The sequence below is a fragment of the Streptomyces sp. NPDC006711 genome (assembly GCF_042869775.1).
In the GTDB taxonomy this organism is placed as follows: Bacteria; Actinomycetota; Actinomycetes; order Streptomycetales; family Streptomycetaceae; genus Streptomyces.
This window is the reverse complement of sequence record NZ_JBIAGO010000001.1, coordinates 26,815-49,365: the sequence shown is the minus strand read 5'-3', so window position 1 is coordinate 49,365 and position 22,551 is coordinate 26,815. Positions and strand designations below refer to the sequence as shown.

Here is a 22,551-nt window from a genome sequence, read left to right as displayed (position 1 = left end):
GCGGGTATCACGATGGCTGGAGGCGTGGTCAGACGAGGGAGTCCCGGGTCACCTCGGCCACGAACGCGCTCCACGCGCCGGGGGCGAAGGAGATCGAGGGGCCCTCGCAGACCTTGGAGTCCCGTACGGCGACGGTCTCCATCACGGGGGACTTGACCTCAACGCATGCGCCGTTTCCGGTGGAGTACGAGGACTTGGTCCAGGTGTCCGTGGCGCCCTGAAGAATTGCCATGTTCGCTCCGGTTCTCGCGAGTTGGTCGTTCTCGGCCAGCGGTTTCCGTTGGCGTGATCGACGCTACTCGCAGCCTCCGGGCTGCGGGACGGCCATTCACTCGACCGGATGGCATATTCCGGCTGGGTCTTCCACCGCGGTACGCGCGGGGTGTACCGTGCCGCGCTTCAGCGCCGAGCCGGCCGATCGCGGCGCTCGGTCAGCCGTTCCCGGTGCTCAGCAGGCCGTTCCATCGGCGTACTCCTTGGCGATCGCGGTGATGAATTCCCGGGTCTGGTCCACATTCAGGGCCTGCGCCCGCAGATGCTCGTACATCACGCTGTATTTCTGGACATCATTGGCCTTCTCCAGATACAGATCGCTGGTGACGCCCTCGATGTAGACAACGCTGGAGTCCGACGCGTCCGGGAATTCCAGGATCGCGTACTGGCCGTTGATTCCCGGATGCGCGCCCATGTTGAACGGCAGTACCTGCACGGTGACATGGGGCAGCCGGGACTGGTCGATGAGGGATTCCAGCTGGTCGATCATGAGTTGTTTGCCGCCGATTGTGCGGCGCAGCGCGGCCTCGTCGATGACCACCCACAGGCGCAGCGGGTTCTCGGTCGCCTTCACGCGCTCCTGGCGCCGCAGCCGCACGTTCACCCGCTTCTCGACGTCCGCCGGGATCGTCTCGGGGAGCGCGCCCGCGATCAGGGCCTGCGCGTACTGGGGGGTCTGGAGCAGGCCGGGCACGACCTGGGGATCGTAGACGCGCAGGCTCGCCGCGTCGGTCTCCAGGCCGATGTAGACGCTGTACGGAATGTCGCCGAAGGCGTGCCACCAGCCCTGCTGGCGGGAGTCCTTGGCCATTTGCATCAGCGAGTCGACGATACGGTGGTCCTCGACCTCGTACACCCCGCACAGATCGCGCACGTCGCGCTGGCTGATCGAGCGGCGGCCGTTCTCGAGGCGGCTGATCTTCGACTGGGACACCAGCAGGCGCTCGGCGACCTCTTCGGCCGTCATGCCCTTCAGCTCGCGGAGTCTGCGCAGCTCCTGGCCCAGTCGGCGCCGCCTGACGGTGGGATTGACATTGGACGCCACGGGTAACGCACCTCCGGCTCACGGCTTTTCTGTTCGTCTGCTCAGCAGACTGCCACCAACCTCCGGGCGCGCGCTGGAAAACGGCCACACACAGCGACAACGCGAACGCGCGGGGCTGTCGAGACAGCCCCGCGCGATCTTGGGTGCGGCTCCCGGACCGGGTCATGGGGACGACGGTGCGGCGGTGGTGCGACTGGGCGGTACGGGCGTTGCTGGTGGTGCGGGTGTCGCTAGTGGTGCACCACGGCCCTGGCCATCGACCCGAGATGCGGCTGCATCGGGACGCCGGCCGCCGTAGCGTGACGGCTCGGGTTGTCCGGCGTGGTGGCGTTGGCGCGGCGCGGCTGAGCGGCCACGCCGTTCTGGACGTCCATCACGGCGTGCGCGACGAGGCCGCCCATCGGGTCGTGCCTGATCAGATCCCGCAGCCGGGAGCGCGATGACCGCCCCTCGTTGCCGGGATACAGGTGCTTGCCGAGCCCCACCGCGTGGGCGAGCGCGGCCAGCGCCGCGGTCCGCGGGTCCGGCGGTACGCCGGTGCGGATCGCGCTGTCCAGCCGGGCCCTGATGTCCCGGCTGATCGCCGTGTCCGTCGCCTGGTAGCGAGTCGTCGGCAGCACCCCGCACATCTGGCCCGACACGGCATGGACCATGCCGCACCGCTCCAGGTGCGCGAGGTAGATCTGACGGAGCCCGAGACGGGGCCCGCCGATCCAGTGGACCGCCCGAACCGGACTGCCGCGCCTGCGCAGCAGTTCCAGTGCGGAGTCCAGTGTTGGATCTCCTGTCGGCCGTGCCATCACCACGGCGATACGATCCCCGTCCGGGGCTATCCGTCCTGCCAGAGCCAGCTCCACTAGCTGAGCTCCGGCGAGGCCGAGGTCGAGCGACTGCGGCTGCGCTGTGGTACCCGTGGCCGGGTCCAGAGCGAGCAGCAACAGCTCTTCCGGAATCGTTCTGCGGCTCCTGCCCATCCATGCCTCCCCGCGTGGATGAATGACAGGGTGACCCCTCTCACATTCATCTGTCGAGAGCGCCTGGGTGGTTCGTACGGGAACCAACTGGTATGTCGTTCTCGTCTAGCCGGGGGGTCCTACCCGGCACACAGGACACTGGTACATGGTTCGGGCAGTTTCGGATGACGCCAGCGGCGTCTGGAGGAGGCATCGGTGGCGGGCGAGTCCCCCGACAAGTCGGAGCAGAAGCAGTCGTCGGGGGAGACGGCTACGAGCGAACGCGATCCGCGTCTCGCGCTCTCCCACTCCCCGTCCGGCGAGGAGAAGGACGGCGCGAAGGCGGTGAACGGTTCCGGTTCCGGTTCCGGGGAGAACTCCGGCTCCGGTTCCGGTGCGGGTTCCGAAGCGGGTACGGGGTCCACGGGCGCCCCGGCCGACCAGGCGACGGCGGTCTTCCGGACCCCGCGCCAGGAGGACGGCGACACGCGGCTGCGCGCGGCGGTGGCGGCGTGGGTGGACCAGGAGGGCGAGGACGCGGACGCGGAGTCGAGCACGGACGCGAACGCGGACGCCGGTGAGGGTGCGCCCGGGCGGGGCGGCGCCAAGTCGGCGGCTCCGGACGGCGACGAGGCCACAGCGGGCGCGATAGGGGCCGCCGGGTCCGGGGCGGCCGCCAAGAACGCCGCCCCGGCCGTCGAGCCGGATGCGCCCAAAGACGCCGGGAAGGCCGCGGCCGGGTCCGAGGCTGCCACCCCTGACGTCGCGACTGCGAAGAAGTCCACGGATGCCGCCGAGCGGGGTGCGAAGGGCGACGCGGACGCGTCCGCCGCCACGGACGCCGAGGCCGACGACGACGCCGACTCCAGCGCACGCGCCGCGTCCTGGGGCGCCGGCAAGAGCACCCCGGCGGCCGAACCGAACGAAGCCGACGCGGACGCGGCGCCCTCCGACACCAAGGCGGCCCCCGCCGAGTCCGGCGACGCCGAGTCCGATGACGACAAGGCATCCGGCACCAAGTCCAGCGACGCCAAGTCCGGCCCCGTCAAGTCCGGCGAGGGCAGCGGCGACGCCGAGTCCGATGACGACAAGGCCCCCGGCACCAAGGCAGGCCCCGCCGAGTCCGGCCCCGCCAAGTCTGGCGACGCCGAGTCCGGCGAGGGCAAGTCCGGCGACGACAAGGCCGCCGGCACCAAGGCAGGCCCCGCCAAGTCTGGCGACGCCAAGCCCGGCGACGACAAGGCCGCCCCGGACGCCGAGCGCGGAATCGATCAGCCCACCACCACGTTCAAGCCCGTCGCCGCCGCCCCGGCCGTCGACCAGCCCACCGCGATGCTCAAGCTCCCCGCGCCCAAGCGGGAGCCCGACGTCGAGCGGGCGGGTGAGCGGGCCGGCGAGCGGACCGAGCGGTCCAGCCAGTTCGTGCCGCTGCGCTCGGACGACGCGGCCGCCGGCGCCGCCGCCGGCAAGCCCGAGGCCCCCGCCAAGCGGCCCGAGGCCCCCAAGGTGACCCCGCCGCCCCCGGCCCCCGGCGCCCCGTTCGGCACCGCGACCGGCGCGGCCGTCCCCGAGCGTGCCGAGCGCACCAGACAGCAGCCGCTGCCGCCGAAGCCCCCGCTCGACCTCCTGGCCGAGCTGACGAACACCCCGCCCCCGGCGCAGACCGCCGTCCGCTCCACGGTGCGCCGGTTCAAGATCTGGACCCCGCTGGTCCTGCTGCTCCTGGTCGTCTTCGCGGTCGTACAGATCATGCGGCCGCTTCCCGCGCCGAAGCTGGACCTCACCTCGTCCGCCACGTACACCTTCGAGGGCAGCGGGCTCGACCTGCCCTGGCCCTCCGACGGCCAGTCGGCCATCACGGTGGACGGCGTGGGCAGCCTGGGCACGCACGGGGAGCAGAAGCCCGCGCCGCTGGCGAGCGTGGCCAAGACGATGACGGCGTACGTGATCCTCAAGGGCCACCCGATCTCCGGGAAGCAGGAGGGCGAGAAGATCACGGTCGACCAGCAGGCCGAGGACGACGCGAAGAAGCCCGACGAGTCGACGGCGCCGATCCGCAAGGACCAGCAGTTCACCGAGAAGCAGATGCTCGAACTGCTGATGATCCCGTCCGGCAACAACGCCGCGCGCCTGCTGGCCCGTTGGGACGCCGGGAACGAGGAGGCGTTCATCGCGAAGATGAATGCCACCGCCAAGGAGCTCGGCATGACCAACTCCACGTACACCGACCCCAGCGGTCTGAAGGAGACCACGGTCTCCACGCCGACCGACCAGCTCAAGCTGGCGCAGGCCGTCATGCAGAACGACGTGTTCCGCGAGATCGTCAACACGCCCCAGATCAAGATCCCGGGCATCGACACGATGATCTACAACAACAACAAGATCCTGCTCAAGCCGGGTGTGAGCGGCATCAAGACCGGCTCGTCCACGCCGGCCGGCGGCAACCTGCTGTGGGCGGCCGACACGGTCGTCGACGGCAAGAACCAGCGGATCTACGGCGTTGTCATGGGCCAGCGCACCGGCACCACGCTCGACGCCAAGCTGTCCTCCGCGATCAACAACAGCTACAAGCTGATCCAGGCGGTGCAGAAGGGCGTCACCTCCGCGACGGTCGTCAAGAAGGGTGATGTCGTCGGGTACGTGGACGACGGGCTCGGGGGCCGTACGCCGCTGGTCGCCGCCAAGGACCTCAAGGCGGTCGGCTGGCCGGGTCTGAAGGTCGACGTCAAGCTCGGCGCGGGCGGCAAGCCGGTCCCGCACTCGGCGAAGGCGGGCGACGTGGTGGGCGAGCTGTCCATCGGCTCGGGCAACGGCAGGCTGACCGCCCCGGTCCAGCTGAAGAGCGCGCTCGCCGAGCCGGGCGTGGGCGCCAAGCTCACCCGACTGGGCTGACGGCCCCGATCGCGTCGAGGGCGCCCCGGCCCTTGGGGCGCCCTCGTGCTAGCTTCGGGCAACCGGGGGCGCGGGGGACGGCGTCCTGTGGAACGGGGCAGAATCGAATCCTCCCGTTCACAGCAGTACGGGCCGGACCGGGCGGCCCCCCGCGCGCCGTGTGCGACCGCACACGGCAGCGCGTTTTCCAGCTGAGAGACAGCGTGAGGCGGGAGAGCCGCAGTGACCACCGCTGAGCCGACGCCGACCCGCGCCGACGGCAGCACGAGCGCGAGCCGGGGTGCGGGCGCCAACCCGCCCCGCAGCGACGCAAGCGCACCCCGGGCCACGCCCGAAACCCCGGCGGCCTCCCAGCCCCCGGCCGAGTCCGAGACCTTGGGCACGCCCGAGACCCCGGCGGCCTCCCAGCCCCCGGCCGAGTCCGAGACCTTGGGCACGCCCGAGACCCCGGCGGCCTCCCAAACCCCGGCGGAGTCCGAGACCCTGGGCACGCCCGAGAACCTGGGCACACCCGAGGCCCCGGCGGAGTCCGAGACCCTGGCCGAGTCCGAGACCTTGGGCACGCCCGAGACCCCGGCGGCCTCCCAAACCCCGGCGGAGTCCGAGACCCTGGGCACGCCCGAGACCCTGGGCACGCCCGAGACCTTGGGCACGCCCGAGACCCCGGCCGCCTCCCAGACCCCAGCGGCGCCGTCCGTACCCGGGGCCGAGGCCACCCCCGAACCGTCCCCTGGACCTTCGTCCGCCTCCGGGCTCGGGGCGCGAATACGGGGGCTGTGGCCGGGGCCGGGGTCCTGGGCGAGGCGTCATCCCGTCGCGTTCATGACGATCGCCGGGGCCGTCACCCACATCCTGTGGTTCTTCCTCTTCGCCAACAGCGGCGGCGACCTCGCGGCCCAGGACGCCTGGACCGAGTTCGTGGGCCGCAACCCGGAGTCCGCGTACAACCTGGCCTGGTACGGCGGGATGCACCCGGTCTCCTACAGCGTGGTCTCGCCGTATCTGATGGCGCTGCTCGGCGTCCGTACGACGATGATGATCGCCGGCACGGTCTCGGCGGGCCTCACCGCGCTGATCCTGGTGCGCGTGAAGTCGGTCCGCAACCCGCTGGCCTGCTCGTTCGCCGCCCTCTTCGCGTTCCTGTGCAACGCGATGTCGGGCCGGGTCACCTTCGGGCTCGGCACGATGTTCGCGCTGGGCGCGGTGGCCGCGGTGTTCTGCTGGCCGCACAACAAGCGCGAGAACCGCTGGCCCAAGGCGGGCGTGGCCGCGCCCTGCGCCGCGCTGGCGACCGCGAGCAGCCCGGTGGCCGGCCTGTTCCTCGGGCTCGTCGCGGCCGCGCTGTTCCTGAACAAGCGCCGCCCGGGCGCGTACGCGATCGGCCTGCCGCCGGTCGCGGTGGTCGCCCTCTCGGCGTGGCTGTTCCCGTTCTCCGGCACGCAGCCGATGTCGCTCGCCACCACGTCGGGACCGTTCCTGTTCGCGGTCCTCATCCTCTTCCTGGTGCCCAAGGACTGGCGGACGGTCCGCACGGCGGCAGTGGTGTACGGCGTCGCCGTGCTGCTGTGCTTCGCGATCCAGTCGCAGATCGGCTCGAACATCACGCGGCTCGCGATGCTGTTCGCCGGCGTGGTGCTGCTCGCGGCGCTCCCGTACGCCGTCCCGAAGACCTTCAAGTGGTACGCCATCGTGCTGGCCTTCGTCGGCCTCAACGGGTGGATCGGCTTCAAGTCGGTGGACGACATCGTGCACACCGCCCCCGCCGCGACCTGGGCCCGCGACCTGGCGCCGCTGGTGGACCAGTTGCAGGGGCTGGACGCGTCGACCGGGCGGGTCGAGGTGGTCCCGGCGTCCAGCCACCGCGAGGCGTCGGCGTTCACCCCGTACGTGAACCTGGCCCGTGGCTGGAACCGGCAGGCGGACATGGAGCGCAACCCGCTCTTCTACGACGACACCCTGAACGCGGACAACTACCACGCCTGGCTGAACCGCTGGGCGGTGCGGTACGTAGTGCTGCCGCTGGGCCCGGCGGACCGCAACGGCGCCGTGCAGGAGGGCAAGCTGATCGAGCAGGGCCTGCCGTATCTGAAGCAGGTCTGGTCGAACGAGCACTGGCGGCTGTTCGCGGTCGAGAACCCGACCCCGCTCGCGGACCCGCCGGCCAAGGTCAAGCACGCGGGCGAGGGCGAGCTCACGGTGGACGTCCGCACGGCGGGCACGGTCCTGATCCGGATCCCGTACTCGCCCTGGCTGAAACTGGTCGACGACCAGGGCAAGGGCCTTGAGGCGCCGCAGGAGACCCCGGCGTCGAAGCTGCGGGGCCACGGCCCCAGGACGTACACCAACGTCAACGGCTGCCTGCGCAAGTCCCCGCTGAACGCCTCGGGCGACGAGTGGACGGAACTGGTCGCCCCGAAGCCGGGCACGTACCGCGTGGCGGCCCCGTACAGCATCCCCCGAGGCACGGGCTGCCCCCAGGGCACCCTGGTCAACCCGTAGACCAGGAACGCGGCCCTGGCGGGGTCGGCGCCTTCGAGCCTGGCGATGACCGACGCGATGAGCGCGGTACGCCACGAGTGTTGCGCGACGGTTTCCGGGAGGCGGTCCCCAGCCATCCACCATCCGGAACGCGCGGTGTGCTTCAGCGTGCCCGCCTCGTACAGGAAGTTCGCCACCGGGGACAGGTCGTCGGACACCGCCGACACCTCTCACGCCTCGGCGAGGCGGATCGCGTATCGGATGCTTGCCAGTTCTGGCCGCCCGCGCGGGCCGTCGGCCGCAACAGATGATGGCGGCCTTGGAGCAGTGCCCACACATGTGGATGTTGAGCTCCACGTAACCGTGCAGTGGGGTGAGGCCGTCGACGAGATGGGCCAGGAGTTTGTCGCCGGTCCACTGCCCGAGCGAATTGCCGCGCGGTCGTAGCCGCAGAGATACAGGGCCTGCCGACGGAGGAAGTGCCGTGGGCCGCGTGGGGGCCGTCGCGTTCGTGATCCGCGCCATACTCACGCCGCCCCGACCCGTCCGTCGTGCGCGCCGTTCAGCGCAATGGCGCACACCCCGGTCCATCGGCATTTCCGTGCGGCCCCTTCGCGGGGCACACCCGCACTCCCGCAATCCGGACCCGGGGACGGGTGTTGTGGAAGGCAGGGGTGAACTGGCCGTTATTTGCCGGGGTTTGTGTGTTGCTCGTTGGTGTGCCGCGTCCTTTCGCCGGACCGGTGCGTCATCGTGCTCGATGAAGCTCCCCACGACCGCACCCCGAACCGGCCCATGCGGCCCGGCCGTTCGTCGGTGTCCAGCGGTGACACCGGTCGGTGTACACGGCAGCTTTGCTCGTGGTGCGGCCCCAGGAGCTATTTGCGGTCCCTTGAGTTGGAAGTTTTAATGGCCACCGATGAGGGTCTGTCCCACGCGCCTCGGTCGAATGCGGAGGTCCGTGGTGCGTGCCGCCGACACAGTCGACCGGGGGGAAACAGTGTCACGTCAACTTCATGAACCAGGCGTCACGAAAGGCGCGGCGGGGAGTATTACCGTTCCTGCCTTGCTGCCACTCGAATCCACAGACGCGGAAACGGTGAATACCCGTGACACCCAGGGAAGATCGACGCAGCGGTACCTGCGGATCGGCGAGGTGGCCGACGCGACGGGGGTCAACGAGCGGCTCCTGCGCTACTACGAGAGCCGTGGCCTGCTGACGCCCCGCCGCACCGATATGGGCCATCGCCTCTATGCCCAGGAGGACGTGTCGCGGGTGCGCCTGATCAGGTTCCTCCTGGACGGCGGTGTGAGCACGCAGAACATCTCCGTGCTCATCGACTGCGCCCACAACGGGATCGACATCTCCGGCATGTGCGGGGAGCTGGCCGCCGTGCTCGACGACGAGTTCGAGCGGATCTCCCACGAGATCGAGTCGCTGAGCCAGGCGCGCGAGTACATCGCGGTGCTCACGGGCCGCACGGTCTCGCGGGCGTGACCCGTGGCCTGACGCGCCGGCCCGGTGAGGGGTCCGCGCGGGCGTCCGCAACGACCCGTGAGGTGCCGGCGCGGCCGTCCCCGACGTGGCCTCACACGCGGCCCGGCACGGACCTCACGTTGGCGTCCGCCGCGATCAGGGACAGACCGCCGTCGACGACGAACGACTGCCCGGTGACGGAGCCGCCGGCTTCACGGGCCAGGTAGCTGATGAGGCCGGCGACCTCTCCGGCGTCGCCCGGCCGGCCCACCGGGACGACCGGGCGGGCGAGGTCGCGGGCGTCCACCGTGTCGTCGTGACCTTTCATGGGGGTGACGGTCGCGCCCGGCGCCACCGGCATCACCGAGATGCCGTGGCGGCCCAGTTCCAGCGCCATCGTCCGAGTCAGCATGCCCAGCGCGCTCTTGGCGGCGCAGTACGCGCTGCCGCCGGAGATCGGACTGTGCTCGTGCACGCTCGTGACGTTGCTGATCCGGCCGCCCCTGCCCTCGCGCACCATGATCCAGGCCGCCCACATTGATGAGGCACTGGACGTCCGGGGACAGGACGACGTCCTCGAAGCAGTGTCCGCCGCCGTACACGGTGAAGCGGCGCTCCGCGTCCAGCGCGCGCTGGAGGGCCGGGACGGTCACGCTTCTCCAGGACCACCGGGACGGTCACCCTGCCCGCGCCCGCGCACCGGCCGCCCGCGCACCGGCCGCCCGCCGCCGCTGTCGGCACAACCCCTGTCGCCGCGCCCGCCGCCGCCGTGCCGGGGGCGGCGACCTCCAGGAACCGGCGTCTGCTCGTACCCGGTCGTACCAGACACCCCCTAGCTCCCCACCTCGTGGCCGAGGGCCGCACGCAGGCTCGCCTCGAAGGGTTCGAGGAACGCGCGGATCTCGGCGAACGGCGCCGAGGGCGCGAGCGTGGCGACCTGGTCGACACCCGCCGAGGCGAGCGTCTCGATGACGCGGGGGTCGTGCGGCACTCCCATGACCACGACCGGGATGCGCCGGCCCGTCTCCTCCTCCAGCTCCCGTACCCGCTCCCGCCGGGCGAGGAGTTCTCGCGGGGCGACGGAGCCGTAGTCGGGCATCCAGCCGTCCCCGAAGTCCCGGATGCGCTCCACCACCCGCGGGCCCGCGCCCGCCACGTAGACCGGAGGCCCCGGCCGTTGCAGAGGGGTGGGGTGTACGACGATCTCCTCGAACGAGACGTACGGCGAGGAGAAGGTGGTGGGCTCGCCCGACCACAGCGCCTTGACGGCGCGGGCGTGCGCCCCGAGGTGTCCGTTGCGGCGCTTCGGGTCGACCCCGTGGGTGAGCATCTCGTCCTCGATCCAGCCCGCGCCCACTCCGACGTCGAGCCTGCCGCCGACGAGCCGGTCCAGCGTCGCGAGGCGCTTGGCCATGGCGATGGGCTCGTGCTGGGCGAACAGGGAGATGGCGGAGCCCACCCGGAGCCGTTCGGTCACCGCCGCGGCCGCGTGCGCGGTGACGAACGGGTCGAAGGTCTCCCGGAAGCGGCGCTCCAGATCCGGCTTGTCGCGTGCGACGCGCGACGACTGGTGCGTGTGCTCGCAGAAGTAGAGGGCGTCGTAGCCGCGCTCCTCCAGGTCGCGAGCGAGGTCGTGGACGGGTGCGGTCTCGGTGGTCTGAAAGATCGAAACGCTGACCTTCATCGGGCTGCCGTGTTCTCCATGTCGTGTAGCGATGCCTTCAACGCCCTGATCAGAGAGCCGGCCCGCTGGTCGTTGTTGCCGATGTCGAGGAGCCGGTTGGGCGGGTAGGGAAGGGCGATGCCCGCGCCGGAGCGGGCGACGTGGGCGGAACCTCCGCCGTTGTGCCCTAACGTGTCGGCGTGGACACCGGTCCGGGGCGTGCCCTTGAGCCGGACGCCACCGTGCCCGTAGGCGAAGGGGAAGCCGGGGGTCGGGTCCTCCTGCCGTACGTGCGGGTCCAGCACCCGGCGTGCGGTCGATGCCCGCGCGAGGTTGATCCGGTTCACTTGCTTGACCGCGTCGACCGTCCAGGAACCGCCGGCCTGTCGCTCAGGCCATGCCGATGGCGCGTGGAAAGGCTCATGGTGAAACTCCCGTCGGTGTGTGGCCCCCGGTGAAGGGGGCGGTTGCCTGTCCCAGAGCGCGCAAGCGGAACTGTTTTCGCGCTGGGCTTTCCCCCGTTGGCAGACTGCTCCTGTGAGGCGGGTCGCCCCGCCGCGGCGAGCCGTTCTGCGTGAAGACGGGCTATTCCTCCGCGGCGGTGACCGCCGCCGTCCGTTGCCGCGCAGTGTTCTGCGCCGGGCGGCTCCGCGAGGAGCCGTAGGCGCGGAAGAGCAACCAGGCGATCACGGATCCCAGCGCCGCCGCGGGCAGTGCCAGCACGGGGAGATGGGTGATGGAGTGTGCGGAATTCAGGTAGAGGGACCCCACCCAGCCCGCGAAGGCGATACCGATGTTGAACGCGGAGCTGTTCAGGGCCAGAGCGAGATTGGGTGACAGGTCCTCGGAGTTCTTCGCCACCCAGGTGTTCAGCGCGGGGAACGTCGCGAAGTAGGTGAACCCCAGCAGGACCACCAGCACGACGGTCGCGACCGCGTTGCCGGGCAGGAGCGACATCAGGACGAGCGTGGCGAGCGTCGCGCTCACCGTGATCGCCATGGCCTGAACGAGCTGCCGGTTGGCGAGCCGGGCCCCGACGGTGTTGCCGAGTACGCACCCCACGCCGTAGGCGAGCATGATCCAGACGGTCATCGAGGAGTCGATGTCCGAGCCCTGGGTGAGGAAGGGCGCCACGAAGGTCACGACCGTCAGCGCGGCCATGCCCGTGAGCGCCGTCGTGGCGATACCGAAGGCGACCTGCGGCCGGCCGAGCCCGCGTACGTTGCTGAGCCGGCTGCCGCCCGCGGCGGGCCGGTCGCCGGTGTCCGGCGGGAACGTTGCGACGATCAGGACCAGGCTGATCGCGCACAGGACGGCAACCAGCACGAACGCGGCCTGCCACGCGACGTGCTGTCCGAGGAAGACCCCAATGGGCACGCCGAGCACGGTGGCGACCGAGAGCCCGAGCGTGATGTTCGCCGCGGCTGACGCCTGCTTCTCCGGAGCCGCGAGGCGCATCGCCGTCGTCATGAAGATGACGAGGATGGTGGTGTGCACCAGCCCGGTCAGTACGCGGGCGAGCACGGCCACCGCGAACGTCGTACTCACCGCCGCGAGCAGGGACCCGGCCAGGTAGAGCGTCATGGCCCCGACCAGCAGCTTCTTGGGCGCGATCCGGTCAAGGAACAACGTGAGCACGGGCCCGGCCACGGTGACCGTACCGGCATACGCCGTGACCAGCAGCCCAGCGGAACCCTCGGACACCCCGATGCCCCGCGCGACGTCGGACAGAATGCCGGCGACGACGTTCTCACTCGTCCCAAGAGCGAACGCCCCCAGGGCAAAACTCAGCAACAGCAGCTTCGCACTGCCGGCTCTCCGTTGGGGTGCTTGCGTCGGCTGGCTCGTCTGCGTCGGCTGACTCATGGACAGGACGCTAGGTGGTGACATGGTGTCAGGGCGTAGCCGGAGCGGGTGTGATTCGGGCCACGGGGGTGGTGCGTGCACCGTTGGCGTGTGCGGGTCGGGTGCCGCGGCATCCGGGAGGCGTTGATATCAGCGTCAGGTGTCAGCGGAACAGCTCGGGCATCGGTAGGTCTCCAACAGTTCCTCCGGCAGTTCCTCCGGCAGTTCCTCCGGTCGTCCGGTGTCGCGGTTCTGGTTCAGGGCTCGAACAGCCAGCGTTCGATCTCGTCGACGCCTATGCGGCGCCCGAGCCGCCTGCTCTCCTCGTGGGCCCAGCGGTCCAGGAGTGTGCAGTATCGGACGTAGGTGCTGGTGGGCCACGCGTTGTCAGCGAGCGAGTCCCACTTGCAGATGTCCCTGAGCGTGGCGGTCACCCGGGAGTCGAGGATCGCGCATGGGTGATCGACAGCGCCGCGGCCGGCAAAATACAAGAGCTTGGTGGAAAAGGCCGGGCCCAGATACGCGATGGCGTTGCGGTCTCGCGGGCGCAGAGCTTCGTATGCCCGTGCCGGATCCTCACCGGCGCTCTTGACAGCCTGGCGCAGAGCCACCACGGCTGAGGACGGGCTGTCCGCTACAGCTCGTATGCGCTTGCGATTCAGGCGGACTCTCATGCCGCTACCCCAAGCGAGTACACGCCACAGAAATCGCAGCAGCTCGTCGTCGGAGTCCGCGTCGAGCGCGGCAGCATCAGTGAACAGGTCGCCGCGACTGAGCTGGGCGACGCCTGAACTGGCTATGGGCGCGCCAGGTAAGCCGGCGGCGGCCAGCTCGGTGTTCCACCAGGCCGTGGCTACAGGGATGGTGTGACTTTCGATCCGCTCCGCCCGCTGCTCGGCAAGTGCCTCATGACACGCGCGTGGCAACTGCAGGCGAGACAAGTCGGTGGGTGCCATGACCCGATCCTGCCCTGCTTGAAGGAGGAGGGACAGCAACTCCGGGAGCGTGCTGGGCGAGATGACGAACAAGACCCCCGGCTCACCGTGGTGCGCCATGCTGGGGCGCCCCTCCGAGATTTTTTCGGAGGAGCACCCCGTCCGAACTTGTGCCCCCGGCAGGATTCGAACCTGCGACACCCGCTTTAGGAGTTTTCCCTGATCAAGGCTGTGACCTGCGCGAACGTCGGCTGCGGCACGTCTGGCCTGGGGAAACTCCCCTCCGTAGTTCTCACGTGTTCGCGGGGTTTCCCGGCCTCATGTGTGCTGAATGCGTTCTGGTGGCTGACTGGAAAGCGTCCTCTGGCAGCCCACCCCTTGCGGCAGAGCGAGAAGTCCTACCACTTGTGTAGCGATTGGTGATGGTAGGGCGATGACCTGGGGTTTCGCGAGGCAATGTTGCGTTGACCTGCCCTGGATGTGCTCCCGCCCTGTCTGCAAAACCGGCTGGGAAGCCCCCGATCTCGACCACCAGCCTGCTCGGCGGGGACATGAGGCTATCTTGCTCGCTGTTTCTGATCATGGTCACATGGGCATTGGCCTTTGACGGGATGCGAGACGGGGGGCGCGTGAGCGGCTTACAGGTCTCCGCATGGAAGCGTTACGGACATGACCGTCTCTACGTGAATCAGTCGGACGGCAAGAAGGTCGCATGGTTCGACCGCCGCACGGGGTATCTGGAGCTCCTTGTTGAGGAGCAGCGGGACGCGGTACTTGATGTCCTTGCGCCCTATCTCACTGCTTCTTCTTCGCCGGTAGCACACAAGGCACTGCGTTCTGAGGACGATCTTGCCGGGAACCGCCCGGGAGACGCGCTGCAGATGAAGGTGGACGAGCTGACGCCCGGCTTTTGGAAGTGGGCTTTGGCCAGGTTGTCCGGTCGGCGTCTGGAGGCAGACAGTTGGCGCGCAGGACTGGCCGGCGAGCGCCGGGTGGGAGCGGAACTGGAGAGGCTGGCGCGGCGAGGCTGGCGAGTTCTGCATTCCATACCCCTGTCCGGTGAAGTTGACATCGACCACGTCCTGGTTGGTCCGGGCGGCGCCTTCTGTTTCAACACGAAGTGCCACCGCGGAGCGCGCGTTTGGGTGGGTGACGACTCTGTTCGCATAGGCGGCCAGTCGTACCCCTACGTGCGCAAGAGCCGAGCAGAGGCGCGGCGGGCCTCAGCTGCGCTGACGAGTGCGTGCGGCTTCCACGTCGAGGTTCAGCCGGTGCTTGCCTTCGTTGCGGTGGCAGAACTGAAGGTCGTGCCGTCGCTCCGGGACGTGCGTGTCCTTCAGGAGCGCGACATCGCGGCGTTCAAGCACCTCAAGTCTGGCTTGCGACCGGACAAGGTCGAATTGGTGTACATGGCGGCACGTGATCGCCGCACGTGGGTTCGCCCCTAACAGTTGGCTGGGTTACAGCCAACTTTCGCGAAATGTGGCTTGTTCACGTCATTACTCGCCGGTCTCTGTTGATGGCGGCGCTTCTCTCCCACATCCTGGAAGGCTTTCCATCGAGCCATGACCTGGGGGATAAGTGTCTCTTCGCTCTGCACTCCGTGCGAACAATCCGGAGGCGGTCCACCGCACGCGCCAACTAATCGAATATATCCGCGAATTCGTTCGCGGGTCGTACAAGCCGGTGCGGGACTGGCAGAAGTATCCGGAGGTCCTCTGGCTCTCCGGCCTGCCGGACGACAGGCTCCGGCGGAACCCGGACGGCGACCGGATGCTTCTCAAGGTGGCACATCGCCCGCCTCGCCCGGCTCCTGTCCTGCCCGAGGTGCTGGCGGGCTGGATCGATCCCGAGGCCGCCGCCACCGCGACGCCCGAAGCGCCGCCGCTGGCCGAGTCGGGGCCGGGTCAGGGCTGGCAGGAGGATGAGAACGGAAACCTGTTCGAGGTTTCCGAAATCCGCCGGGAGGAAGCGCACGACGTGCTGCGCGCCTACACGCGATGGCTCGACGCGTGGCGCAAGTGGTCGGAGAAAGAGCGCGTCGACCGGCCTTACCGGGAGCTCTATCAGCAGCTGTACCGAATGGCGACCAGGATTCAGCAGGACGGTGAGGAATACGAGGCGGTACTGGGCGCCGGACTGCTGACCGTCGGAGCCGCACGTCCGTCGGCGCGCATCGCCCGGCACATTCTGATGGCGCCGCTGATACTCACCGTGAATTCCGCGAACATGTCCATCACCGTCGCCCTCGCACCCGGCGACCCGGCGCGCCTGGAGGACAGAGAGTTCCTCGACGCGGACGAGGGCTACAGCACCCGTCTGCTGGGCCCGCTGCGGGAACGTATCGATGCGGAAGGATTCCATCCGCTGTCCCCGGACTCCCAGGACATGCTCGGTGACTGGTCGGAGAGGGCGTTCGGCACCGATCGCGCGGTGGCGTTCCACCGTGCCTGGGGCCGCCCGCCCGCCGACCCGGCGCTGCCGGTGCCCACGCTCGGTTTCGCGCCGGCGATCATTCTCCGTCAGCGGGGCCAGGGCGCCCTCGTGAACTTCTATGACGGCATCGCGAACCGCCTCGCCCAGCCCGGTGCGATCGCGCCACTGGGCCTGGCTCAGTTGCTGTACCGGCTCGAAGCGGAGGACCGCAGGGTGTGGGGTACGGCGGCGGGGGGCCGTGACGTGCCGCCCGCCCTCGGCCCCGACCCGCTGTTTCCGCTGCTGTCGAACGAAGCCCAGCGGGAGGTACTGAGGCGCCTGCAGACCGATACCGGCGTTGTCGTTCAGGGACCGCCTGGCACGGGAAAGACGCACACCATCGCCAACCTCGTGTGTGCCTTGCTGGCGGACGGCAAGCGAGTACTCGTGACGAGTGAGAAGGGCCAGGCGCTGAAGGTCTTGCGGCAGCAACTGCCTCATGAGCTGCGTAGTCTGTGCGTCCTCCAGGGCGACCGACGCCAGGACGGCAGCGACGACCTGGAACAGTCCGTGCGCGCGCTCTCCCAGCTCAGTGCCACCCAGTCGACGGAGCGCCTCGACGTAAGGATCAAAGGCCATGAGGCGCTGCGCTCTGAACTGTCGGACACCCGCGCGCGGCTCCGTGAGGATCTGCGCGCCATACGTGAGGCGGAGTGGTACGAACACCTCGACGTGGCACCCGGATACAAGGGGCGGCTCGTGGAGATCGTGGAGACCGTCGCAGCCGGTGCATCGAAGTACGACTGGATGCCCGATCTGCCGGCTTCGGCACCGCGACAACCTTCGCTGAGCCAGGACGAGGCTCAGCGCCTGTTGGGTCTGGTATCCCGGCACGGGGCCGGAGTGCTGGACGAGCATGCCGCCCGCTGCCCGGACCCCGCAGACTTCGTCGCACCCGTGCTGTTCGAAGAGGCGGTCAATGCCCTAGACGCCGCTGTACGTGCCTGTGCTGCGCCGGCGTCTGACACACTCGCCCTCGAACTCGCAGATCGCGGAAGTGAGTTGATCGCGACACTGGTCGGTCTGCTGGACGCGGCGGAACACGCGCTGCAGAGCGAGGGACTGCCGGGCGACCCCGCTGCCTGGCCGCCCGAGGAGTGGACCACGCGTGCCTTGCAGGACGGAATGGCGGGCCGACGGCAGCAGCTGTGGGAGGGAGTGCGGCAGGCGTCCGCCCGTGCCGAAGACGTGCAGCGCGTGCTTCAGCACACGCCCTTCGCCATGCTCGACGTACCCGACGTGGCGCTTGCTGAGGAATCACGTCTCATCGCCGCCGGGAAGGACCTCGAACAGTACTTGCGTGCAGGTGGCAAGCTGCGCAAGCTCGCCCCGAGGCCGGTCCAAAAGGAGGCCCAAGTCCTCCTGCGAGACTGCCGGGTGGATGGGCGGCTGCCCAGCACACCGGACGAGATCTCCGCGTTGGTGGCTCATCTGGCGGCACGCCAGTGCGTCCGGCAGCTGAACGAGCGCTGGAAGAGCGTCGACGCGCCCGAGGCCGAGGGCTCCACACAGGTGGCTCTGTCGGAGCTGCTGGACCGGGTGCCGACGCTCCGCGCGGTGGACGGATTCACCCACTCCGTACGTACGCTGCACGATGTCCTGCTCAAGGCCCGGATCAAGGCCACGGTGCGGACGGCACAGCAGTGGGATGACGTCCGTACGTCGGCGAACGCTGCGGAGCAGCTGCTCCGTGCCCGTGAGGCGGAGGAGAGGCTGCGATCCATCTCCGAGCAGCTGCCGCGACCCGATGCCCGCGGAGTGGCCGAACTGGCAGAGGTGCACCGGGCTGTCACCGCCCGTAATCCGCGGGCGTACACGTCCGCGATCGACTCGCTGACCGAGGCGTTCCACCGTGAGGCCGATCGCCGGGAGGCCCGCAAACTCCTGGACCGACTGTCCGAGGACCACCCCGAACTGGCGCGGCGCTTCGCCGAGTCCCCGACCGAGGCGGCCTGGGAGGCCCGCCTCGTGAACCTGGACGGAGCCTGGGCGTGGCGGCGAGCACGCACCTTCCAGGACACGATGCTGACACCTGGCAAGGAAGCTCGACTGGAAGGTGAACTGGAAGCGGTCGAGGCACAGTTGAGGAACACGGTGACTCAACTGGCCGCCAGCAGGGCGCTGTATCACTGCCTGGACAGGATGACGGTCGGTCAGAAACAGGCACTGAGCGCCTATGCGTCGGCCATGGCGAACGCAGGCAAGGGAATGACGAAACTCGGCAAGCGGCATCTGAAGAACGCCCGTTCCGCGATGCGTGAGGCGCGTGCCGCGGTTCCGGCCTGGGTCATGCCGATCAAGCAGGTCGCCGAAATGATTGATCCTGAGCCGGACGCCTTCGACGTCGTCATCGTGGACGAGGCGAGCCAGGTCGGTCTGGACGGGCTGATGTTGCTGTGGCTCGCTCCGAGAGTCATCGTCGTGGGTGACGACAAGCAGTGTGTCCCGTTCTACACGGGTGGCAAGCACGAGCGGTTCGACGAACTCCTCGACTCACTCCTGCCCCATCTCATCGACTGGCAGCGGGACGGGCTCAGCCCAAAGTCCAACCTGTATGCCCTGTTGTCCGCCCGTTTTCCCGAGACGATCCGGCTTACCGAGCACTTCCGGTGCATGCCGGAGATCATCAAGTGGTCCTCCACCCAGTTCTATCCCGACAACGAACTCGTGCCGTTGCGACAGTACGGAGCGGATCGACTGCGGCCCCTCGAAGTCGTCCATGTCCATGAGGGCCACTGCGAGGGACGGGGAGACACCCTGGTCAACAGGCCCGAGGCAGAACGCATCGTCGCCACGTTGCAGAAACTCGCGGAGGACGACGCGTACGCGAAACGGAGCTTCGGGGTCATCGTGCTCCGTTCCGGACACCAGACGAGGCTGTTGGAAAATCTCATCGACACACGGATTGACCCCGCGATTCGTGAGCGACACAACATACGTGTCGGCACGGCTGAACAGTTCCAGGGAGACGAACGGGACGTCATCCTGCTCTCGCTGGTCATCGACGCCGACCACACCCGGGCCCTGACCGGACAGGGGGACGGAAGGCGGTTCAACGTGGCCGCCAGCCGGGCGCGCGACCAGATGTGGCTGTTCACCTCCGTCACACCGGACCAGCTGCGCAGCAGGGACCTGCGCCACTCCCTGCTCACCTATATGCAGGCGCCGCCGGAACTCCAGGGCGCCTCTCCCAGCCTATCGGCCGTCTCGCCCGACGAGCCGTGCAAGCCGTTCGAGTCCCTCTTTGAGCAGCAGGTCTTTCGAAGGATCAAGGAACGTGGTTACCACGTCGTTCCGCAGTGGAAGGTCAGCGGCAAACGCATCGACCTCGTCGTCGTCGGAGAGGCGGGCCGCCTCGCCGTGGAGTGCGACGGCAGTCCGTATCACTCCAACCTTGACGACATCCGTGAGGACTACGAACGGGAGCGCGAACTGCGCCGAGCGGGCTGGCAGTTCTGGCGCGTGCGGAGCAGCGAGTTCGCCCTGTCCCCGGAGGATTCGCTGGCCTCGTTGTGGCAGCGGCTCGACGCTCTGGGCATCAGCCCCGGAGTCACCGAGGAGGCGCACGGTGACGCGGGGAGCACATGGACTCCGGTCGACATCGACGACGCCGATGACACCCAACTCACCACCGACGAACTCGACGCCATGCTCGATGAGGATGCGTCGGTCTCTCCCGAAGGAGCCTGACATGAGTGAAGTCTTCGACGACAGCACGCTGACGGAGATCGCCCACCTGATCTGCGGGGACGAGCCGCCGCTGCTCTACCGCAAGGGGTACGAGATCGCCGCGTTCTTCCAGCGGGCGGGCTGGGACGACGTTCCGGAGTACGACGGCAGCACCCCCAGGCACAAGTGGGCCAGGGAACTCCTCAAGGAGCGGCATGAGGACGGCACGGATGATGCCGAGCGCGCAATACTGCGCCTGGCGAACCGCCTTGAGTACTACAACCAGCAGCACGAGTACCGTGCCACGCTGAAGCAGCTCAACGAGATACTCGTGCTCGGCGGACGCCGCATCGGCGAGGACGGAGGCCAACTGGCCATTATCCGCTGTGAGGCCGGATTCGGGGACGAAGTACGGCAGCTGCCGCGTGTCGAGCTGAAGGTCTCTGTTACGGAGGTGGTGAGCGACCCGGAACTCGCCGCCACCGTGCAGCTCCGGCTGGACGAGGCCCGCACCTGCTACGAGCACGGCGCCTACACGTCAGCGGTCATCATGCTGGGAAGCCTCCTGGAGGGTGTGCTCGCTCATGCTGCGCAGGTCCGCGCCGCAGGCGTACCTATGCCGAAGCCGTTGCGGAACATGGGGCTGAATGACTTCTTGAACTTCGCGTACGAGAACAACTGGATCGAGTACGACGCCAAGCTGACCTCGGAGCTTATCCGGCAGTACAGGAATCTCGTCCATCCCCTGGCGGAGAAACAGAAGGGACACAGCCCGAACCGCGACACGCTCGACATGTGCTGGCCAGTGGTGAATGCCACGCTGAACGATCTCGCGGCGACAGCGGCAGCGCCTCCTGTACCGCCCACTTCGCCTGCGCCCACAGAACGAGGTCGTGGTCGCAATCTCAATGCCTCCGCCCAACGCCCAACGCCGGCCTCTGTCGCTCGTCGCCGTCCGGGTGGGGGAACAACGGCGGGTACATGAACCGGGGGTGCACTCGATCCAACGTAGGCGGAGAAAGCGCGGAGTTTCTGATGGCGTCTCCTCCGCCTGCGCAGAACATAGAACACTGAGACTGAAGGGGGGTTACGTCGAGGCGTCCTCAGTGCTCGTGCTCTTCCTTAAACGCAGTAGGCGCATGGCCAGGACTGTTCCGTCTTCTTGGATCGAGACAGGGCCTCCCCAGTTCGGATCCCACGTCTGTCCTGGCCAGGTGCCGCGCCTTGTGTAAATTTCACTGCGGTACTCCTCAGCCTTCCCAGCCGAGAGGAGGGCGAAGAGATCGGCTGCGACGCCGGAGAACGCCTCTACGCGCTTGTTGTTCAGCCGGAAGACGTGATCCGTGCCGACGAAGGGGATGCCGAGAAGCCTGTACGCCGCGTCTTGGACGCTTCCTGATGCCGCATGCGCGATACCGGCGTCGTAGCGTCGACTCCCCTGGTCGGTGGTGAGGTAGCGAGCGGTTGTGGCGCCATCGCCTGCGAAGGCAGCTGTTCCGGCTGTCGCTGTTCGTGCCACGACGTGCTGGAACCACGCTGAGTCCTCGGACTGGACATGGAAACCGGGTTCGGACTGGCGAACCCGGTCACCGCGCGTGGGAAGTTGGATGCCCGGCACGATGTTCCCCCTTTCGGCGGGACCGTTCACGCTTCGCAGTGGATGCTCGGGCGAGCCGTATAGCCAGCCGTCCTGTCCTCGTGCGTGCAGGACATGGACTGTGACGGGTCCTTCCGAGGGGAACTCCGTACTGAAGACAAGGCACGGTGTTTCGTTCCACGCGCCGATGTGCATGGCCTCGACATGGGCCGAGCATGCGGCGAGTTGGGAATAGGAGGGTTTGGGGCCTCCATGGTTCCCTGTGGTCGCAATCGGGAAGACACGTGACGGTTCGCCCGGCTTCCAGGCTTCGGCGAAAAAGTCTGGCCGGTAGGCGTAACCGGCCGAGCCCTTGGACCATCCAGCGCGTATGACTAAATCGGCGCTGACGAAGGATACGAAGCGGTCTGGATATCGACGTCGGAGGGCGTGCCGTGTCAGGGCAAGGGCGAAACCCTGCCCCAACTCTCGCGACTGCAGACGCTTGTAGTCCCGGGCTATCCCTTTGGCTTCGGCGGACAACTGTATGTAGCTGTCCGCTACAGCATCGAGTGCCTGGCTGTACTTGAGGCTTCCCCAATGCTCGGCGAGACCACGCCCAGCGCCTTGTCGAGAGAGGGAAAGAGCCTGCGCGAGATCGTGCAGTACGTGCCACGGAGCCAGCTCTACCGACTGCCCGAGTTCCGCCCTTGGCAGGGCCTCCAGGTCGCTCTTCCGTCGGAGCGAAGTACCTTTCTCTGCACGCTTCTTGTCATCCTTGGCCACGGCCACCTCGACGCTGCCGACCAGCGCCGCATCCGACTGAACGGCTACGTTCGACAGACGCGCGAGGTCCCGGAACACGCCTTTCGTCACCCTTGGTTTCGCCTTCAACCTGCACGCCCCCAGTGCCCGTACGATTTGTACACGTCAAGCTGGAAGCTATGCCGCAAGTGCGGGGCGCACGCAAGTGCGCATGTCCGCGTAACGGAGGCATACCAGCTGGCTGCGCTGGGTCGGTGGCCAGGCACTGATCTCCGCCTGGGAGGAGCGGCAGTGGTGAGCCAGCGGCACTGTTCCAGCAGCCGGCGATCAGGAGGATGACAGTCCCGTTCCGAAACCAGCCCTTTTATGACCGTTTGAACGTCTTTGCCGTAGATCAGGCAATGGGCTGGCGGAGGTCGTCATTGCACAATCGGGTGGGGCTAGCTCACAGTGTTATCGGTTGCTGGACGGATGCTTGGCCCTCCCTGACCGCCGACACCTACAC

Annotated in this window: 14 protein-coding genes and 2 pseudogenes; 6 read left to right on the top strand and 10 right to left on the bottom strand. The window is 68.3% G+C overall.

Annotated features, from left to right (window positions below; all coding sequences use genetic code 11):
• Window positions 1–28: 28 nt before the first annotated feature.
• The 3 genes from ACFYM2_RS00220 to ACFYM2_RS00210 form a co-directional block, all read right to left on the bottom strand.
• Window positions 29–232 (bottom strand): DUF397 domain-containing protein, encoded by a 204-nt coding sequence (locus ACFYM2_RS00220; RefSeq protein ID WP_350230948.1) that lies wholly within the window; start codon window positions 230–232, stop codon window positions 29–31.
• A 216-nt stretch (window positions 233–448) separates the two neighbouring features.
• Window positions 449–1,318 (bottom strand): helix-turn-helix transcriptional regulator, encoded by an 870-nt coding sequence (locus tag ACFYM2_RS00215; protein WP_359008294.1) that lies wholly within the window; start codon window positions 1,316–1,318, stop codon window positions 449–451.
• A gap of 230 nt (window positions 1,319–1,548) precedes the next feature.
• Window positions 1,549–2,292, bottom strand: a complete 744-nt coding sequence (locus tag ACFYM2_RS00210) for a GPP34 family phosphoprotein (RefSeq protein ID WP_350230946.1) — start codon at window positions 2,290–2,292, stop codon at window positions 1,549–1,551.
• A gap of 195 nt (window positions 2,293–2,487) precedes the next feature.
• Here ACFYM2_RS00210 and ACFYM2_RS00205 point away from each other — a divergent pair, with 195 nt between their 5' ends.
• Entirely contained in the window at window positions 2,488–5,163 is a 2,676-nt protein-coding gene (locus ACFYM2_RS00205) for a serine hydrolase (RefSeq protein WP_388832062.1), read from the top strand.
• Window positions 5,164–5,772: 609 nt separating this feature from the next.
• On the top strand, window positions 5,773–7,662 hold the full coding sequence (locus tag ACFYM2_RS00200; protein WP_388833046.1) for an MFS transporter: 1,890 nt from the start codon (window positions 5,773–5,775) through the stop codon (window positions 7,660–7,662).
• A 2-nt stretch (window positions 7,663–7,664) separates the two neighbouring features.
• Here the strand turns inward: ACFYM2_RS00200 and ACFYM2_RS00195 are convergent.
• Window positions 7,665–7,859 (bottom strand): annotated as a pseudogene (locus ACFYM2_RS00195) (HD domain-containing protein); the annotation flags it as partial.
• 848 nt (window positions 7,860–8,707) lie between these two features.
• On the opposite strand from ACFYM2_RS00195, the gene ACFYM2_RS00190 reads away from it, so the two are divergent.
• Window positions 8,708–9,139 (top strand): MerR family transcriptional regulator, encoded by a 432-nt coding sequence (locus tag ACFYM2_RS00190; RefSeq protein ID WP_388832059.1) that lies wholly within the window; start codon window positions 8,708–8,710, stop codon window positions 9,137–9,139.
• Between the two features lie 91 nt (window positions 9,140–9,230).
• Here ACFYM2_RS00190 and ACFYM2_RS00185 read toward each other — a convergent pair.
• From ACFYM2_RS00185 to ACFYM2_RS00165, 5 genes and pseudogenes are all read right to left on the bottom strand, one after another.
• Window positions 9,231–9,659 (bottom strand): annotated as a pseudogene (locus ACFYM2_RS00185) (SDR family oxidoreductase); the annotation flags it as partial.
• Between the two features lie 291 nt (window positions 9,660–9,950).
• The gene (locus ACFYM2_RS00180; RefSeq protein WP_359008300.1) at window positions 9,951–10,802 is read right to left on the bottom strand and encodes a TIGR03619 family F420-dependent LLM class oxidoreductase; all 852 of its coding nucleotides are present in this window, start codon (window positions 10,800–10,802) and stop codon (window positions 9,951–9,953) included.
• On the bottom strand, window positions 10,799–11,128 hold the full coding sequence (locus ACFYM2_RS00175; protein ID WP_388832056.1) for a hypothetical protein: 330 nt from the start codon (window positions 11,126–11,128) through the stop codon (window positions 10,799–10,801). The genes ACFYM2_RS00180 and ACFYM2_RS00175 overlap by 4 nt, the downstream gene beginning before the upstream one ends.
• Window positions 11,129–11,366: 238 nt before the next feature.
• Window positions 11,367–12,647, bottom strand: a complete 1,281-nt coding sequence (locus ACFYM2_RS00170) for an MFS transporter (protein WP_388462153.1) — start codon at window positions 12,645–12,647, stop codon at window positions 11,367–11,369.
• Between the two features lie 236 nt (window positions 12,648–12,883).
• Window positions 12,884–13,582 (bottom strand): hypothetical protein, encoded by a 699-nt coding sequence (locus ACFYM2_RS00165; protein WP_388832053.1) that lies wholly within the window; start codon window positions 13,580–13,582, stop codon window positions 12,884–12,886.
• A gap of 662 nt (window positions 13,583–14,244) precedes the next feature.
• Between ACFYM2_RS00165 and ACFYM2_RS00160 the strand changes: the two genes are divergently transcribed.
• The 3 genes from ACFYM2_RS00160 to ACFYM2_RS00150 all read left to right on the top strand — a co-directional run bounded on the left by ACFYM2_RS00160 (window position 14,245) and on the right by ACFYM2_RS00150 (window position 20,690).
• Window positions 14,245–15,009 carry a nuclease-related domain-containing protein gene (locus tag ACFYM2_RS00160; RefSeq protein ID WP_388832050.1) on the top strand — a complete coding sequence of 255 codons (765 nt, stop codon included), beginning with the start codon at window positions 14,245–14,247 and terminating at the stop codon, window positions 15,007–15,009.
• A gap of 133 nt (window positions 15,010–15,142) precedes the next feature.
• Window positions 15,143–19,726, top strand: coding sequence for an AAA domain-containing protein (locus tag ACFYM2_RS00155; protein ID WP_388832047.1), 4,584 nt, complete (start codon window positions 15,143–15,145; stop codon window positions 19,724–19,726).
• A 1-nt stretch (window position 19,727) separates the two neighbouring features.
• Window positions 19,728–20,690: a hypothetical protein gene (locus tag ACFYM2_RS00150; protein ID WP_388832044.1), complete on the top strand. Its 963-nt coding sequence runs from the start codon at window positions 19,728–19,730 to the stop codon at window positions 20,688–20,690.
• A 102-nt stretch (window positions 20,691–20,792) separates the two neighbouring features.
• Here ACFYM2_RS00150 and ACFYM2_RS00145 read toward each other — a convergent pair whose 3' ends face one another.
• Window positions 20,793–22,157 (bottom strand): hypothetical protein, encoded by a 1,365-nt coding sequence (locus ACFYM2_RS00145; protein WP_388832041.1) that lies wholly within the window; start codon window positions 22,155–22,157, stop codon window positions 20,793–20,795.
• Window positions 22,158–22,551 lie beyond the last annotated feature (394 nt).

Bases quoted from the DNA above. Each gene is read 5' to 3' on its own strand.
- ACFYM2_RS00220 (WP_350230948.1), bottom strand. From the start codon at position 232: ATGGCAATTCTTCAGGGCGCCACGGACACCTGGACCAAGTCCTCGTAC.
- ACFYM2_RS00210 (WP_350230946.1), bottom strand. From the start codon at position 2,292: ATGGGCAGGAGCCGCAGAACGATTCCGGAAGAGCTGTTGCTGCTCGCT.
- ACFYM2_RS00180 (WP_359008300.1), bottom strand. From the start codon at position 10,802: ATGAAGGTCAGCGTTTCGATCTTTCAGACCACCGAGACCGCACCCGTC.
- ACFYM2_RS00170 (WP_388462153.1), bottom strand. From the start codon at position 12,647: ATGAGTCAGCCGACGCAGACGAGCCAGCCGACGCAAGCACCCCAACGG.
- ACFYM2_RS00165 (WP_388832053.1), bottom strand. From the start codon at position 13,582: ATGGCACCCACCGACTTGTCTCGCCTGCAGTTGCCACGCGCGTGTCAT.
- ACFYM2_RS00150 (WP_388832044.1), top strand. From the start codon at position 19,728: ATGAGTGAAGTCTTCGACGACAGCACGCTGACGGAGATCGCCCACCTG.